This window comes from Hymenobacter sp. UYCo722 (assembly GCF_040547115.1).
GTDB lineage: Bacteria > Bacteroidota > Bacteroidia > Cytophagales > Hymenobacteraceae > Hymenobacter.
The window spans coordinates 351,605-366,127 of sequence record NZ_JBEPPC010000002.1 but is presented as its reverse complement, the minus strand read 5'-3'; the positions used below and the strand labels follow the sequence as shown (position 1 = coordinate 366,127).

The 14,523-nt window shown below is 62.6% G+C and carries 10 protein-coding genes; 4 read left to right on the top strand and 6 right to left on the bottom strand.

The genetic code is table 11. The annotated features are described in order from the left end of the window. Positions 1–139 precede the first annotated feature (139 nt). The 5 genes from ruvA to ABIB44_RS07360 all read right to left on the bottom strand — a co-directional run bounded on the left by ruvA (position 140) and on the right by ABIB44_RS07360 (position 6,726). Positions 140–745 (bottom strand): Holliday junction branch migration protein RuvA, encoded by a 606-nt coding sequence (ruvA, locus tag ABIB44_RS07380; protein ID WP_354583990.1) that lies wholly within the window; start codon positions 743–745, stop codon positions 140–142. A gap of 242 nt (positions 746–987) precedes the next feature. Then, positions 988–3,258 carry an NADP-dependent malic enzyme gene (locus ABIB44_RS07375; protein WP_354583989.1) on the bottom strand — a complete coding sequence of 757 codons (2,271 nt, stop codon included), beginning with the start codon at positions 3,256–3,258 and terminating at the stop codon, positions 988–990. A 156-nt stretch (positions 3,259–3,414) separates the two neighbouring features. Further along, entirely contained in the window at positions 3,415–4,005 is a 591-nt protein-coding gene (locus ABIB44_RS07370) for a hypothetical protein (RefSeq protein ID WP_354583988.1), read from the bottom strand. A 129-nt stretch (positions 4,006–4,134) separates the two neighbouring features. Next, a complete protein-coding gene (locus tag ABIB44_RS07365; protein ID WP_354583987.1) occupies positions 4,135–6,381 on the bottom strand; it encodes a LysM peptidoglycan-binding domain-containing protein in 2,247 nt (748 codons plus the stop codon). Between the two features lie 222 nt (positions 6,382–6,603). Further along, positions 6,604–6,726 (bottom strand): hypothetical protein, encoded by a 123-nt coding sequence (locus ABIB44_RS07360; protein WP_354583986.1) that lies wholly within the window; start codon positions 6,724–6,726, stop codon positions 6,604–6,606. A 554-nt stretch (positions 6,727–7,280) separates the two neighbouring features. On the opposite strand from ABIB44_RS07360, the gene ABIB44_RS07355 reads away from it, so the two are divergent. Further along, positions 7,281–8,879 carry a carboxylesterase family protein gene (locus ABIB44_RS07355; protein WP_354583985.1) on the top strand — a complete coding sequence of 533 codons (1,599 nt, stop codon included), beginning with the start codon at positions 7,281–7,283 and terminating at the stop codon, positions 8,877–8,879. A gap of 156 nt (positions 8,880–9,035) precedes the next feature. On the opposite strand, the gene ABIB44_RS07350 is transcribed toward ABIB44_RS07355, so the two are convergent. Further along, the gene (locus tag ABIB44_RS07350) at positions 9,036–11,168 is read right to left on the bottom strand and encodes a sigma-54-dependent Fis family transcriptional regulator (protein ID WP_354583984.1); all 2,133 of its coding nucleotides are present in this window, start codon (positions 11,166–11,168) and stop codon (positions 9,036–9,038) included. Between the two features lie 222 nt (positions 11,169–11,390). On the opposite strand from ABIB44_RS07350, the gene ABIB44_RS07345 reads away from it, so the two are divergent. From ABIB44_RS07345 to ABIB44_RS07335, 3 genes are all read left to right on the top strand, one after another. Beyond that, the gene (locus ABIB44_RS07345; protein ID WP_354583983.1) at positions 11,391–12,755 is read left to right on the top strand and encodes a TolC family protein; all 1,365 of its coding nucleotides are present in this window, start codon (positions 11,391–11,393) and stop codon (positions 12,753–12,755) included. 118 nt (positions 12,756–12,873) lie between these two features. Further along, the gene (locus tag ABIB44_RS07340) at positions 12,874–13,314 is read left to right on the top strand and encodes a universal stress protein (protein ID WP_354583982.1); all 441 of its coding nucleotides are present in this window, start codon (positions 12,874–12,876) and stop codon (positions 13,312–13,314) included. A 54-nt stretch (positions 13,315–13,368) separates the two neighbouring features. After that, a complete protein-coding gene (locus ABIB44_RS07335; protein WP_354583981.1) occupies positions 13,369–14,481 on the top strand; it encodes an HlyD family secretion protein in 1,113 nt (370 codons plus the stop codon). Positions 14,482–14,523 lie beyond the last annotated feature (42 nt).

Below are 14,523 nucleotides of genomic sequence, written 5' to 3'. Positions count from 1 at the left end.
TGACCAGATTTCAAGCAGATAAGTGTAAGAACACGCGCTCCTTAGGCAGCGCGCATCAGGCACAGCATTTTCAATTTCAGCAGCAAGCCGCCCCGAACCAGCCCAAACCCGACGCGAAGAAAAAACTTCGCGGCACGGCTTAGTGCGACTTCAAAGCAAACTTAATCAATTCCTCCACGGTCAACTCGCTGCCGTGCTTGTGCTGAATCTGGTCCAGCAGCTTTTCAGCGGCGGCGCGCGCGAAGCCGAGGGTCACCAAGGCTTGCAACGCTTCGGCGCGGCGCGTATTGTGCTGGCGGGCGAGCGGCACAGTATCCACGCCGGCTTTGGTCAGCAGCTCGTCCTTGCGGAACTTGTCTTTCAGCTCCAGAATCACGCGCTGGGCAGTTTTTGGCCCCACGCCCTTAATGGCCTGAATAGCACGCACGTTCTCGTTCACGATGGCCTCGCGAATTTCACCCACGCTCAGGCTGCTCACCATCACGATACCCGTGCCCGGCCCGATGCCCGACACCGAAATCAACTGCATGAACAGCGCCTTCTCGCTGGGGTCCAGAAAGCCGTACAGTGTCTGCCCGTCTTCCTTGATGTGCTGGTAGGTGTAGATTTTGGTGGCCGCGCCCTCGGCCGGCAGCTTGGAGTAGGTGGCCAGCGAGATGCGGACTTCGTAGCCCACGCCGAGGATGTCGACAATGGCGAGGGTAGCGTCTTTGTAAGCAAGTTTACCGTCGAGGTAGGCAATCATAGAGCAGGGAAAAGAGAGAAGCGAAAAGCTGCGGGGCTAACACCGTTTCGCAGGATTTCATCTCCCAAATCTACTGGCTTTTCAGGCAAATTTTTTGGGTGAAACCGGGAAGGCTGGCCGGGCAAAAAAGAACGTCATGCTGAGCGAAGCCGAAGCATCTCTACCGCGCGAGTAAGTAGTTACTGCTGCGGTAGAGATGCTTCGGCTTCGCTCAGCATGACTTGCTGCTGTTCCTTAGCGCTTTACAGCGCCTTGCCGCCCTGCTGGGCATCCACCACCGCAATGGCGGCCATGTTCACGATGTCGCGCACGCTCGCCCCGAGCTGCAAAATGTGCACCGGCTTGCGCATGCCCATTAGCACCGGCCCGATAACCTCGGTACCGCTGATTTCCTGGAGCACCTTGTAGGCGATGTTGCCCGACTCTACGTTGGGAAAAATCAGGGTGTTGGCCCCTTTCTCGGCCAGCGGCGAGAAGCCGTAGTGCTCCTGCAGCAGCTGCGGACTCAGGGCCACGTTGGCCTGCATCTCGCCGTCGATAAGCAGGTCGGGGAAGCGGGCTTTGGCCAGCTCGGTGGCGCGGCGCGTCTTCTCGGGCAGCGGGCCGGCGTTCGAACCGAAGTTGGAGTAGCTGATAACCGCCACGCGCGGCACCGCGTCGAAGAAGCGCACGGCGCGCGCCGTGAGGCCGATAATCTCGACCATTTCCTCAGCTGTCGGGTTGATGTTCACCGTGGTATCGGCAAAAAAGTACGGCCCCTTCTTGTGCTGAATGATGTACATCGACGAGACGCGCTTCACGCCGTCCTCGGTGCCAATGACCTGCAGCGACGGGATAATGCTTTTGCCGTAGTCCTTGGTGAGGCCGGTAATGCAGGCGTCGGCCTCGCCGGTCTCCACCATCATGGCGGCGTAGTAGTTGCGCTCGCGCATCAGGCGGCGGCCTTCGTACAGGGTCATGCCCCGGCGCTGGCGCTTCTGGTACAGCAGGTTGGCGTACTCGTCGCGCTTGGCGTCCTGCTTCAGAATGTTGATGATTTCACAACCTTCGAGGTCGAGGCTGTTTTCGCGGGCAATGGCCTCAATCTTCTCCTGCGGCCCCAGCAGAATGGGCGTGCAGATTCCTTCATCGTGCAGAATCTGCGCGGCTTTGAGGATTTTGTAGGTGTCGGCCTCGGCAAACACCACGCGCTTGGGGTTGGCGCGGGCCGCCGAAGTGATGCGGTTCATCAGCTTCTGGTTCACGCCGAGGCGGGCGCGGAGCTGGTCCTCGTAGGCCGTCCAGTCGGTGATGGGCAGGCGGGCCACGCCGCTTTCCATGGCCGCGCGGGCCACCGCCGGGCTGATACTGGTAATCAGACGCGGGTCGAGGGGCTTGGGAATGAGGTAATTGCGCCCGAAGCCCAGCGTGTTGTCGCCGTAGGCTTTGTTCACGCTTTCGGGCACGGGCTCCTTGCTCAGCTCGGCCAGGGCGCGCACGGCGGCCAGCTTCATGGCTTCGTTGATTTCGGTGGCGCGCACGTCGAGCGCCCCCCGGAAAATGTAGGGGAAGCCCAGCACATTGTTCACCTGGTTGGGGTGGTCGGAGCGGCCGGTGGCCATTACCAAGTCGTCGCGGGTGGCCATGGCCAGCTGGTAGCTTACCTCGGGGTCGGGGTTGGCCAGGGCGAACACGATGGGGTTGTCGGCCATCAGCAGCAGCAGGCCGGCGGGCAGCACGTTGGCCGCCGACAGGCCCAGGAATACGTCGGCCCCGGTCATGGCTTCCTCCAGCGTGGTTACGGCGCGGCGGGTGGAAAACTGCATCTGAATGGGGGCCAAGTCGGTGCGCTGCTCGTTGATGACGCCGTCTTTGTCGAACACCACCACGTTGTCCTTATTCAGGCCCAAGGCCAGATACAGGCGCAGGCACGACACGGCCGCCGCGCCCGCGCCGCTCACCACCAGCTTCACTTCGTCAATCTTCTTGCCCACTACTTCCAGCGCGTTCAGCAGCGCTGCCGACGTGATGATGGCCGTGCCGTGCTGGTCGTCGTGCATCAGCGGGATGTTCATCTTCTCGCGCAGCTCCGTCTCGATGCGGAAGCACTCCGGGGCCTTGATGTCCTCCAGGTTGATGCCGCCAAACGTGGGCTCCAGCGCCTTCACGATGCGAATAAACTCGTCGGGGTCGGTGGCATCAATCTCGATATCGAAGCAGTCGATACCCGCAAACTTCTTGAACAGCACGCCCTTGCCTTCCATTACCGGCTTGCTGGCCGCCGGGCCAATGTTGCCCAAGCCCAGCACCGCCGTGCCGTTCGAAATCACGGCTACCAGGTTGCCCTTGGCAGTGTACTTATACACGTCATCGGGATTGGCGGCAATAGCCTTGCAGGGCTCGGCCACGCCCGGCGAGTAGGCCAGCGCGAGGTCGAGCTGGGTGCTCATGGGCTTGGTGGGCACCACTTCGAGCTTGCCGGCGGGCTCCTGCGAGTGGTAGTTGAGGGCGTCTTGCTTGTTTATCTTGAGCATGGGAATTCTGGTCGGGGAAACGGCGCGGCACGCGGGCATTGCGTCCGCAAGGTCCGGCTAATTCTGTCGAAATTAACCGTCGAGGCCGAATTTGGCGCAAAAAAGCCCCGCGCCGGAGTGGGCGCGGGGCATTACCACCCGGGTTTTCGGCGGCCGCTATTCCAGCTTCAGGTTCTCGAACGTGCCCGTTACTTTCACATTGCACAGCAGCGGAACGGGCGCGGGGTGCGACTCGCGCGGGTCGTGCACGCCGTCCATGGCCATCTCGAACGAGCCGGTCAGCAACCGGCGCTGGCTGTCGTAGGCCGTAATCACCACCTTGCCCACCATCGTGTTAGTGGTACTGAAAAAGAGCCGGCTTTTGAAGGAACCAGGGGCGTTGAGAATAGTATACGCGTACCGGGTTTCGACTACCGCGCCGGGGCTGTTCTGCCGGTCCTGCAGCCGGTACGAACCCGGCAGCATCGCCGGAAGCGCTGAAGCCGGTATCGTAAAACCGATGAAATCGCTGCCCTCGGGCACATCGAAGCCCAACGAGAGCGCCATAGCGTCCAGCTTGCCGGTCAGGCGCATCGACTGCTGCGTGTAGGTCAGGCCCGAGTCGGAGCCACTGCTGGCCGGGAAGGTGAAGGTGCGGGTCATTTCCGCCTGTGCTGCCGGCGCGGGGGCGACGGGCTGCGGGTCTTCTTTTTTAGAGCAGGCCGTGAGGACCGCGGCAGCCAGGCAGAGCGTAATCAGTTTGTTCATGAAGTTGGAAGGAATGATTGGGAAGGTACTTGCTAGTCCTTTTCCAACTCCTGTGCCAGACTATTCCCTTTTAGTTCCTGCTTCAGTATTTATTTTTTGAGCTATCGTAATGTCCATGCTCATCATTTCTCAGCTCTGCGGCACCAGCAGCTTCTGGCCCAGCTTCACATCGTCCGATTTCAGGTGGTTGAGCTCGCGCAACACCTGCACACTCACGTTGAAGCGGCGCGAGATGTTGAACAGCGTGTCGCCCTGCTGCACGCGGTGCACCTGCGGCGCGGCCGTGTTCATTTCGGCATGGTGGCCGAGACGAGCCCCGGCCAGCGCCACTTTCGCCGCCTCCGGATGAGAAGCGGCCGTTTCGCGGCGCGGCTTCGGGCGCGCGGCTTCAGAACCAGTCGCTTCGCCGGCCGTGGGAGCCTGAAAAATTAGCTTCTGCCCGGGCACCACCGTTTCCGATTCCAGCTCATTCCAGGCTATTAACTGAGCCACGCTCAAGCCCCGCTCACGGGCTAGCTTGGTGAGGTAGTCGCCCTTACGCACGGTGTACACGCCTTGTGTCGGCTTCAGGGCCGGGATTTCGTCAGCCGTTGCCGCCACTGCTGTTTCGCTGGCTTTCGGCTCGACAACCCGGGTTTTGGCCACGCTTATTTCGGCCGCAGCTGGTGCGGTAGCTTGGGCGCGTACTTCGGCCTTCGCGACTTCGCGGGACTGCGCCTGAGCCAGCTGGCGGGCGGCGGCGCGGGCCTGGACCTCGGCGGCGGCCTGTTGCACTGCCTGGCGCTGCCGGATAGCCACGAGGCGCAGCTCCTGCTGCTTCTCTTGTTTGATGAGCTCCTGCAAGCGGGCAACCTCGTGGGCATTGGCCGTAGCCTGCTCGCGGCGGGCCAGTACTTCTTCATCCACCACCGGCGCGGTGGGTGCGGCCGCCAAAGCCACCGTTTCGGGCACCGGCACGGCTTCGCGGGCCGGGGTGCGCGGGGCAGTGGTGGCGGGCAGCGGCACAAACACCAGCAGCTCGCGGCCGGGTTTCAGGGAGCGGTTTTTGGGTAGCTCGTTCCAGCGGCGCAGTTGGGCGGGGCTTACCTCGAACCGTTCGGCCAGGCTGGCCACGGTTTCGCCCCGGCGCACGGTGTGCGCCACCCGGCGAAAGTGCGGGGCGCTGGTTTCGGCGGCGGCGCGGGGGCCGGCGGTGGCGGCCAGCAGCGCGCGGCTGGGCCAGGGTTCCACGCCCTCCAGGCGGGGCGGCAGGAACGTAAGTGGGCGGGGCAGCTCGGCGGCGGGCTCGCAGTAGGCCAGCAGGGTGGCGCGGTCTACATCGCCCAGGTGCTCGGCGGCAGCGGCCGGAAAGCGCACCACGTAGGGCCGGTAGCCGGCGGGTAGCGCGGCGCGGCGCAGCTCGGGGTTGAAGCGGCTGAGGTAGAGCGAATCGGAGTAGCCGCAGGCCCGGCTCAGGCGGCGCAGGTCGAAGGCCTGGCCGCGTAGGCCCAGCGTATCCAGGGCTTCGGCGTACTGGTAGCGCAGCGTGGGCGTGCGCAGGCCGTGGGCTTCGGCGTACTTCATGCTGTACATAATGGCCGTGAAAGTGGGCACGTAGTTGCGCGTTTCGGCCGGCATGTAGGGATATAGGTCCCAGAAGGTCTTTTTGCCGGTGCGGCGCATCACGCGCTGCACGCTGCCCGCGCCCCAGTTATAGGCCGCCAGCACTAGCTCCCAGTCGTGGAAGATGCCATATAGATAGCGCAGGTGCTTGCAGGCGGCCTCGGTGGCTTTTTCGGGGTGCATGCGCTCGTCAATCCATTCATCGCGCTTCAGGCGCAGGTCGCCGGCCGTGGGGCCCATAAACTGCCAAAGGCCGGTAGCGCCCACCGGCGACTTGGCCGTGGGTATCAGGGCCGACTCCACCACGGCCAGGTACTTGAGGTCGGTGGGCAGGTTGTACTGGGCCAGGTACTTCTCGAAAATCGGGAAGTAGAAGTTCTCACGCTCCAACACGCGTTGCAGGTAGCTGCGGTTGCGGGCCGTGAACAAGGTCACGTAGGCCATTACCGAGTTGTTGAACTGGTGCGGCACCTCGGTTTCAAAACAGCCCACGCGGTCGCACACCAGGTCGCGCATGGTAGGCGGGGTGCGCAGCCACTCCAGCCGGGCCGAGTCGATGCTCGGTACGGGCACGGCCACCAGTGAGTCGGGCTGCAGTTCCAGCCGCACGCGAATCGTGTCGCCCAGTAGGGCCGGCAGCGCCCGGGTCACGGTATCGGGGCGGGGGGCGTGCTGGGCCTGAGCCCGGGCCACGGGCGGCAGGCCCAGCACCACCAGGGCCAGCCACAGCGCCCGGCCGCGCAGCGTTTTTACTTGCTTAATCCCTTGCTTCATAGCACTAAGGTAGGCGATGGATAAAGAACTTGTAGAGATAAGAGTACGCATTTATTCCGAAAACGTGACGTTCAGTCCCTTGCTTTTGCGAAGCTGCTGGCCGCCCCCCTACCCAACTGCCCCGCGCCGCCGGTACTCCCAACCCCACCCGCGCCGCTTTCCTGCCAACGAAAAAAGCCCGCAACACGAGGTGCTGCGGGCTCTTCAAGATTTTGAGGGAAGCTATTTTTTCTGCGTTTTCACGGTTTTACCCGAGGTCTTATCCTTCACTTCGGTTTCGTTTTTCTTCTCCTCGCGCTTGGTGGCGGGGTCGGTGTGCTTGGGGGTGTTGGTGGTATTGGCCATGATAGGGAAGTAAGGTTGATGGATGGATATGCCGCATACGGCATCTGGTTTCAGAAGGCCAATAAAATCCGCTTTTCTCCTCTTTCAATCCTGGTTTTGCCCCGTGCCCTTACCGAACGCCGGACGGCCCGGCTTTTTTATCCGCGCCTCCTCAGTCTGCAGGTTGATGTGGAGTAACCGCACCGCGCCCGGTGCCGCGTTTACCCCGCCGCCAGTACGGATGAGGGCCGCCCGAACAGGGTCGCGCTTCTGCCTCCTCGGCCCTGTGAGCGGCACCGCAGCTGAGACCCTAATAGCCCCGACCGGCCGCAGTAGCCAGACCCTGCGTAGTCAGTTGCGCAATCGTATTCATTAGTGACTAACCATAATTGAAAAAAGTTAGTCATGCATAACAATATTTCTTTGATATGTCAATATATCCTTTGAAATTGCCGGCCTACTCAGGTATCATTTTTTGTAAATTTTTTATTAAGCTGGCCACTTATCAAAAATATTGACAAAAAATACTGCTCTGAACACCCATCCTTTCATTCATCCCAATCCAATTCCCACAAATGAAAACAACCTTATTCCTTTCCGGCCTTGCGCTGGTTACTGCCACTGCCGCCCGGGCGCAGGTACTGCCCGACCGCTACCGCAGCGACATCACCAGCACCGTGACCACCACTACCGGGGTGGCCTTCAGCACCAATATTCCGCAGGTGAGCACTACCACCCTGCTCGGGTTCAAGCTCGCCAATGAGCAGACCTATGGGGCCGTGCACACGACCCTGCGAATGGACATCTACCAACCCCAGGGCGACACGCTTTCCCGGCGGCCGGTCATCATTTTCTGCTTCGGCGGGGGCTTCGTAAACGGCAGCCGCACCGATGCCGACATGGTGGCCCTGGCCCGCTCCTTTGCTCAGCGCGGCTTCGTGACGGCCAGTATCGACTACCGCCTGGGCATGAACCTGACGGACCCCGAAAAGGCTAAGCGCGCCGTATACCGTGCTTTGCAGGATGGCCGCTCGGCGGTGCGCTTCTTCCGCAACAACGCCCGTACTTACCGCGTCGACCCCAACCAGGTGTTCATCTCGGGGCACAGCGCCGGGGCCTTCATCGCCTGCAACAACGCCTACGTCGACCGCGAAGCCGAGCGGCCCGCCGCCACCTTCGCCGTCAACGGCTTGGCCGACCTGGGCGCGCTGGATGCCATCGGCGACAACCGCACCGACGCCCGCGGCCAGGCCGTGAGCGGCAAGGCCAATGCCGTGCTCAGCTTCGCCGGGGCCGTCGTCGACCCCAACCACATCGAAGGGCCCAACGACGTGCCCGTGGCCTTATTCGCCAGCACGAACGACCCCGTGGTGCCCTATTACACCGGCAAGCCGTTTGCGTTTCTCGACATCGTGCCCGGCTTCAACCTGCCCGTGGTGTACGGCAGCAGCCCCATCAACGCCCGCGCCAACACCGTGGGCGCACCGCACCTGCTCTACACGTACTACTTCCGGGGGCACGACGTGCACTTCAGCCGGCTCACCTTCCCGCAGTTCATTTACTCCGACATCGCGCCCCGGGGCGGCGATTTCTTCTATAACTACCGCCTCAAGCCCGCCACGGCCACCATCGGCGGCCCAGCCACGGTGTGCAGCAGCGCCCTCACCCAAACCTACGGCGTGGGCCCCGGCTACGGCTACTGCGATTGGCAGGCCACCGGCGGCACCATCGTGGCCCGCAACGCGGCCGCCAACAGCGTAACCGTAGCCTGGAGCGCCAGCGCCAGCACCCGCCGCCTCACGGCCACGCCCTACAGCCGCCAGCTGGCCCGGGGCTTACCAGTGAGCCTGACCGTGAGCCTGGGCAGCTGCCCAACCCTGCGAGCCGACAACTCGCTGGCCGATGGCACCGAGGCACCGGTTGCCGGCGTATTTGGGGCCTATCCCAATCCCACCACCGGCCTGCTGCACGTGCAGCTGAACGGGAAGCTGCGCGGGGCCGTTTCCGTGCGCCTACTCGATAAGTTTGGCACCGTGCGCGCCCGCGCCGAGCTAACCGACGCGGCCGCCACGCCCGAGCAGCTACTCGACCTGAGCAAGCTGCCCGCCGGCGTGTACTACGTGCAGGTAACCACTGCCCAGCAAGTACTGACGCAGCGCGTAGTGAAAGAATAGCGCGGCCGGGCGGCTTTGTGAAAGAAGCCGCCCGACCAGCATGGTCTGATTTAGGAAGCCAGCGGTAGGCCGCCGCCGGTTTTATGGATGAGTGACAACTTGAAGAGGACCGATGCGGTGTGCATCGGTCCTCTTCATTTTTTAGCCCCTCGTACATTAGGCCTCCACTCCCACCGTACGGCGGATGCCCAGCTTTTTCATCCGCGCCTCCAGCGTTTTCGGGTTGATATCGAGCAGTAGCGCCGCACCCTGCGCCCCGCTCACCCGGCCGCCGGTGCGGGTGAGGGCGGCCAAAATATGGTCGCGTTCCTGCTCCTTCAGGGTTTTGAGCGGCGCGAAGCTGCTGGCGGAATCAGTTGGTCGTGCCAGCGCCAGCGGCACGGCCCCAAAGCCCGCAAACTCCAGAAAGGAGCCCTGGCTGACGATGATGGCCTGCTCGAGCACGTGCTCGAGCTCGCGGATATTGCCGGGCCAGGAGTAAGCCTGTAAGGCCGCCAGGTCGGTGGGCCGCACCTGCCGGCTGGGTTTGCCCAGGCGCTTGCTCAGGCGCTGGATGAAGTGGCGCAGCAGGGGCTCAACGTCCTCGCGGCGCTCGCGCAAGGGGGCCAGCTCGATGGGGAAAACGTTGAGGCGGTAATACAAGTCGGCCCGGAAGCGGCCGGCGGCTACTTCATCGGCCAGCACGCGGTTGGTGGCGGCAATCACGCGGGCATCGGAGTGCAGCACTTTAGTGCCGCCCAGGCGCTCAAATTCCTTTTCCTGGAGTACACGCAGCAGCTTGGCTTGCAAGTCAAGTGGCAGCTCCCCGATTTCATCGAGGAAAATACTGCCGCCATTGGCCAGCTCAAACTTGCCGATACGGCGCTCGACCGCTCCCGTGAAGGCTCCTTTCTCGTGACCAAACAGCTCACTTTCGATGAGCTGGGCGGGCAGCGCGGCACAATTGAGCTTGATGAGAGCGCGGGCGTGGCGGGGCGAAGCGTTGTGCAGCTCGCGGGCCACCAGCTCCTTGCCGGTCCCGGTTTCGCCCGATATCAGGACCGTCGTATCGGTGGGGGCCACCAGGCCGATGCGGCGCTCGACCAGCTGCAGGGCCGGACTGTTGCCGATGAACGTGCCCGAATCGTCCCCGAAGCGGGCCGAGGTGTTGATTTCATCGACCAGATACGTCCGCTCCTGCTCGACCCGGGCCTTTAGCTCCTCAATCTGCTCGAAAGCAAAGAGGTTTTCCAGGGCCAGGGCAATCTGCGGCGACAGTGCGACAACCGTGGCCAAATCCTCGGGCCGGAAGCCGGTGGGATTGGGCGAGGCCAGATTAAGCACGGCCGCGCCATCGGCCCGCTGCCAGATGGGGGCGATGAGCAGGGCCCGGGTGCCGTATTCATCGTACACGCGGCGCATGAGCGGGTAGCGCCGGGCCAACTCGCGAAAGTCATCACCCAAATAAATCTGTGGGGTTTGCAGCACATCGTTCATCTGCTGGTACATCGCCGAAGCATCGAACTGATTCAGGCCCCGCTGCCGGTTCGGGTCGAGGGCTAATAAGGGGGCATCGAGCCCGGCACCCTGGCGCGAAAATTCGGCAAAGCCCTCGAACGGCTCCTGCCGCCCGGCCCGCTGCACCCGCAGGCCGAAGTAGTCGAACTGCACCACCTGGCTCAGGGCCTCGGCCACGGCCCGGAACAACGGCTCGCGCTGCTTGATGCTGAGCAGGGCGTTGGTGATGTTGAGCTGCAGGGTGCGCTCCTGCTCGCGGCGGGCTACTTCCTCGAAGGCCAGAGTGTTGGTCACGGCCACGGCAATGAGGGAGCCGATTTTTTCCAGCAGCTGCTCGTCGGCGGGCGCGAGGCTGGGGTTACGCCGCGAGGCCAGCGTGAGAAAACCCGTGAGGCGGCCACCTAGGTGCAGCGGCACGGCCGTGAGGTGCGTCACGCCCAGCTTTTCGAACTTGTTGTAGGGCGCGTAATGCGGATAGTTCGCCATGTACTCCTTCGGCGTGAACTGCCGCACCCGGGGGTCGGCCACGAGCACTTCGAGGGGCGTCCCGGCGATGGGCGAGAACTGCTCCAGGCCATCGGGCACGGGCGGCGCTTCGTCCGCGCCGTAGTAGTCGCGCAGAAATAAGCGCTTGTACTGCAGCGTTTCATCGAAGACGTTGATACCGATGAGGTCGAACGGGAATATCAGCCGCAGTTTCGTCGTGACCACCTTGAAAAGTTGGTCCTTATCGCGGATGGTGGCGATAGCCTCGTTGAGGTGCAGCAGCAGGGTTTCGTCGGTTGTAGGCACCAGTTCAACACAATTTTCCCGAAATATCAGGAGTTAAATTACAGGGATTCCTGATATTGAAGGAATAAAGCAATGATTATGTTTTCTACAGTTAGGCCCTTCTATAACGGGTTTTCATCCTAATAATCTGTTAATCAATGAAAAGAGATGAAATTTATTTCTCTCATTGGTGCTGGCACGTCTTTCGGTAAGAGCGGGGTACACCCTATGCCTCTTGGCCTTATGTTTTCTTCTCAATCTCTGAAGGGCTTTGCCGGTTTGTCGCTGTTCGGCGGCTTGCTGCTGGCCCGGCCGGCGCTGGCGCAAAACCAGCCCAGCGTGCCGGCTGCCGCCCAGGCTATTGGCCTAGCCAGCGACTCCCTGACCCTCGGCGCGACGCTGCAAGCCGTGCTCGACGCCAACCCCAGCATCACCAACCTCACCGAGCTGTCGAATGCTTCGACCAGCCGCCTGAGCCAGACGCGGGCCGGCTTCCTGCCCCAGGTGACGGGCACGGCTACCTACACCCGCATCGACCCGGTGGTGAAGCTGCCCTTTAATGGCGAAACGCTGCAGTTTGCGCCCAACAATAACTACGACTTTCACCTCACGGCGCAGTACCTGCTGTTCGACTTCGGCAAGAACGACGCGATAGTGAAAGTAGCCGAATCGCAGGTGCAAACGGCGCAGGACAACATCACGGTGGCCCGGCGCGACCTGGCCTTCAACGCCGCGCAGGTCTACTATAACATCCTGTTTATGCGCGAGAGCATTCGGGTGCAGGACCAGCAGATTGCTTCGCTGCAAGCCCACCGCAACGAAATGAACAAGCGCGTGCAGGCCGGCGTGAGCACCCGCTTCGATGTAACGACCACCGATGTGCGCATTACCCAGGCCCAAAGCACCAAGCTCGACCTGCAAAACCAGCTGCGCAACCAGCAGGTGCAGCTGGCCCGGCTGCTGCACAAGCCCGCGCAGGCCGACGTTCCGGTGAAAGGCCGCCTCACCTACGACCCGCAGCCCGTGAATGTGGAGGCCGAGGTGACGAAAGCCAGCAACAACCGCCCCGAAGTGAAGCTGGCCCGCGACGCCGAAAATACGGCCGCGCTACAAGCCCGCCTCATCGAAAAAGGCAACATGCCCAGCTTGGGCGCGGGGGCGCAGGTAGGTGCCAAAAACGGCTACATCCTGCCCGATATCAACCGCATCCGCTTCAACACAGTGGGCGTGGTGCAGCTGTCGGTGCCAATTTACGACGGCAACAAAAACAAGAAGCAGCGCGTGGAGGCCGAAGCCAACGCCCGCGCCGCCGTGGCCCGCACCGCCGACACGCAGGAGCAAATTAGGGCCGATGTGCACCAGGCCGTGAACAACATGGATTTCAGCCAGGCCCGCCACGCCAATGCCCAGCAGCAAGTAGCCCAGGCCACCGAGGCCCTGAGCAAAGCCCGCGACCGCTACCGCTACGGCGTAGGCCAGAACCTCGACGTGCTGGATGCCGAAACCCAGCTCTCGCAAGCCCGCCTGGCCCTGGTGCAGGCCGAGTACAACTACACGCTGGGCCAGTACCAGCTGCGCCGTGCCACCGGCGAGCAGATTTGGCAGTAAGTCTTTTCAATGGTTAATGATTAACGGTTAATGGTCAGTGACTGGCTACCTTTTTAACAGCTCCTCTCGCCTAACCTCGCTTTATTAATCATTAACCGTTAATCATTAACCACTAGAAATGACCATCCTTTGTCCGCTTGATTTCTCGGCCGCTTCGGCTGGCTTGGTGGCCTACGCGGCGGCCTTGGCCGTGGCGTACGGGGCCGAGCTGCGGCTGCTGCACGTATCGGAGCCGCAGGAGGACCCCACCGGCCAGCGGCCCGATGCCACCGTGTTTGCGCCCTGCAAAGCCCGGATGCTGGCCTTGCAGGCCCAGGCCCAGCAAGCGGGCGTGGCCCACGTGCACACCGGCATGGTGCGCGGCGAGGCGGCCCCGGAAATTGTGGCCGAAGCCGCTCGCCAACAGGCTGATTTAATTGTTATTGGCGCGCATGGCCAAACGGGCCTCACCCGCTTTCTGATGGGAACCACCGCCGAAATTGTGCTTCGCACCGCCCGGTGCGCCACTTTATTAGTACGCGCCCCGCTTCAATCCGAAACTGCAGTGACCCAGGCTTAATCCCTACCGCTGCCCTATTTTTTTCGTAAAACACCGCCCCGAATACTTACTACAATGGCTCAGACTCAAACCGCCCCCGACGCCCACAGCGCCCCCGCTCCCTACCCCAACGCGGCCTCAACCGAAGCCGAGCCGATGGAGGAGCCCAAAAAGCGCAACCCGCTAGTCCTGATTATCGTGGCCTTGATTCTGCTGGCCGGCGGCTACTACGGCTTCACGCGCTACCAGTTTGCCAAAGCCCACGAAAGCACCGACGATGCCCAGGTAGAAGGCGACGTGTACCCGGTGCTGCCCCGCGTGGGCGGCCCCGTACTCGAAGTGAAAGTGGACGACAACCAGTCCGTGAAAAAGGGCCAGGTCCTCGTGACCCTCGACCAGGCCGACTACCAGCAGCGCGTGAACGCCGCCGAAGCCGCCCTCTTCGCCGCCCAGGCCCAGGTAACAGCCGCCCGCGCCGGCGTGGGCACCGCCCAGGCCAACGTGCGCACCGCCCAAACCGGCATCGGCGTGAGCCAGGCCAACCAGGAGCGCCTCCAGAAAGACCTCAAGCGCAGCACCTTCCTGCGCAAGCAGGACATCATCCCGCAGAGCGAGTACGACGCCGTGCAGGCCAACCTGAAGGCCACCGCCGCCCAGCGCGCCACCGCCACCGACCAGGTGAGCGTGGCCCGCCAGCAGGTGGCCGTGGCCGCCCAGCAAATTGCCGTGGCCCAGGCCGTGGTGAAACAGCGCCAGGCCGACCTCGACAATGCCAAGCTGCAGCTTAGCTACACCAGCATCTTAGCGCCGCAGGACGGCATCATCAGCAAGAAGAACGTGCAGCCCGGCCAGGTAGTAGCGCCCGGCCAGCAGCTCTTCGGCATCGTGGGCAGCGCCCGCACCTGGGTGGTGGCCAACTTCAAGGAAACCCAGCTCGAAGACATGAAAGTGGGCCAGCCCGTGAAACTGGAAGTGGATGCCTACCCGAAAGAGGAGTTCCTGGGCCACATCGAGTCGCTGTCGGCCGCCACCGGTGCCCGTTTTGCCCTGCTGCCGCCCGACAATGCCAGCGGCAACTTCGTGAAAGTAACCCAGCGCGTCCCCGTCAAAATCGCCCTCGATAAGGAAGACGCTCAGCACCCGCTCCGCGCCGGCATGAGCGTGAATGCGGTGGTGCAGGTGAAGTAATTTTTCTACGTCTGTCATCCTGAGCGCAGCGAAGGACCTTAC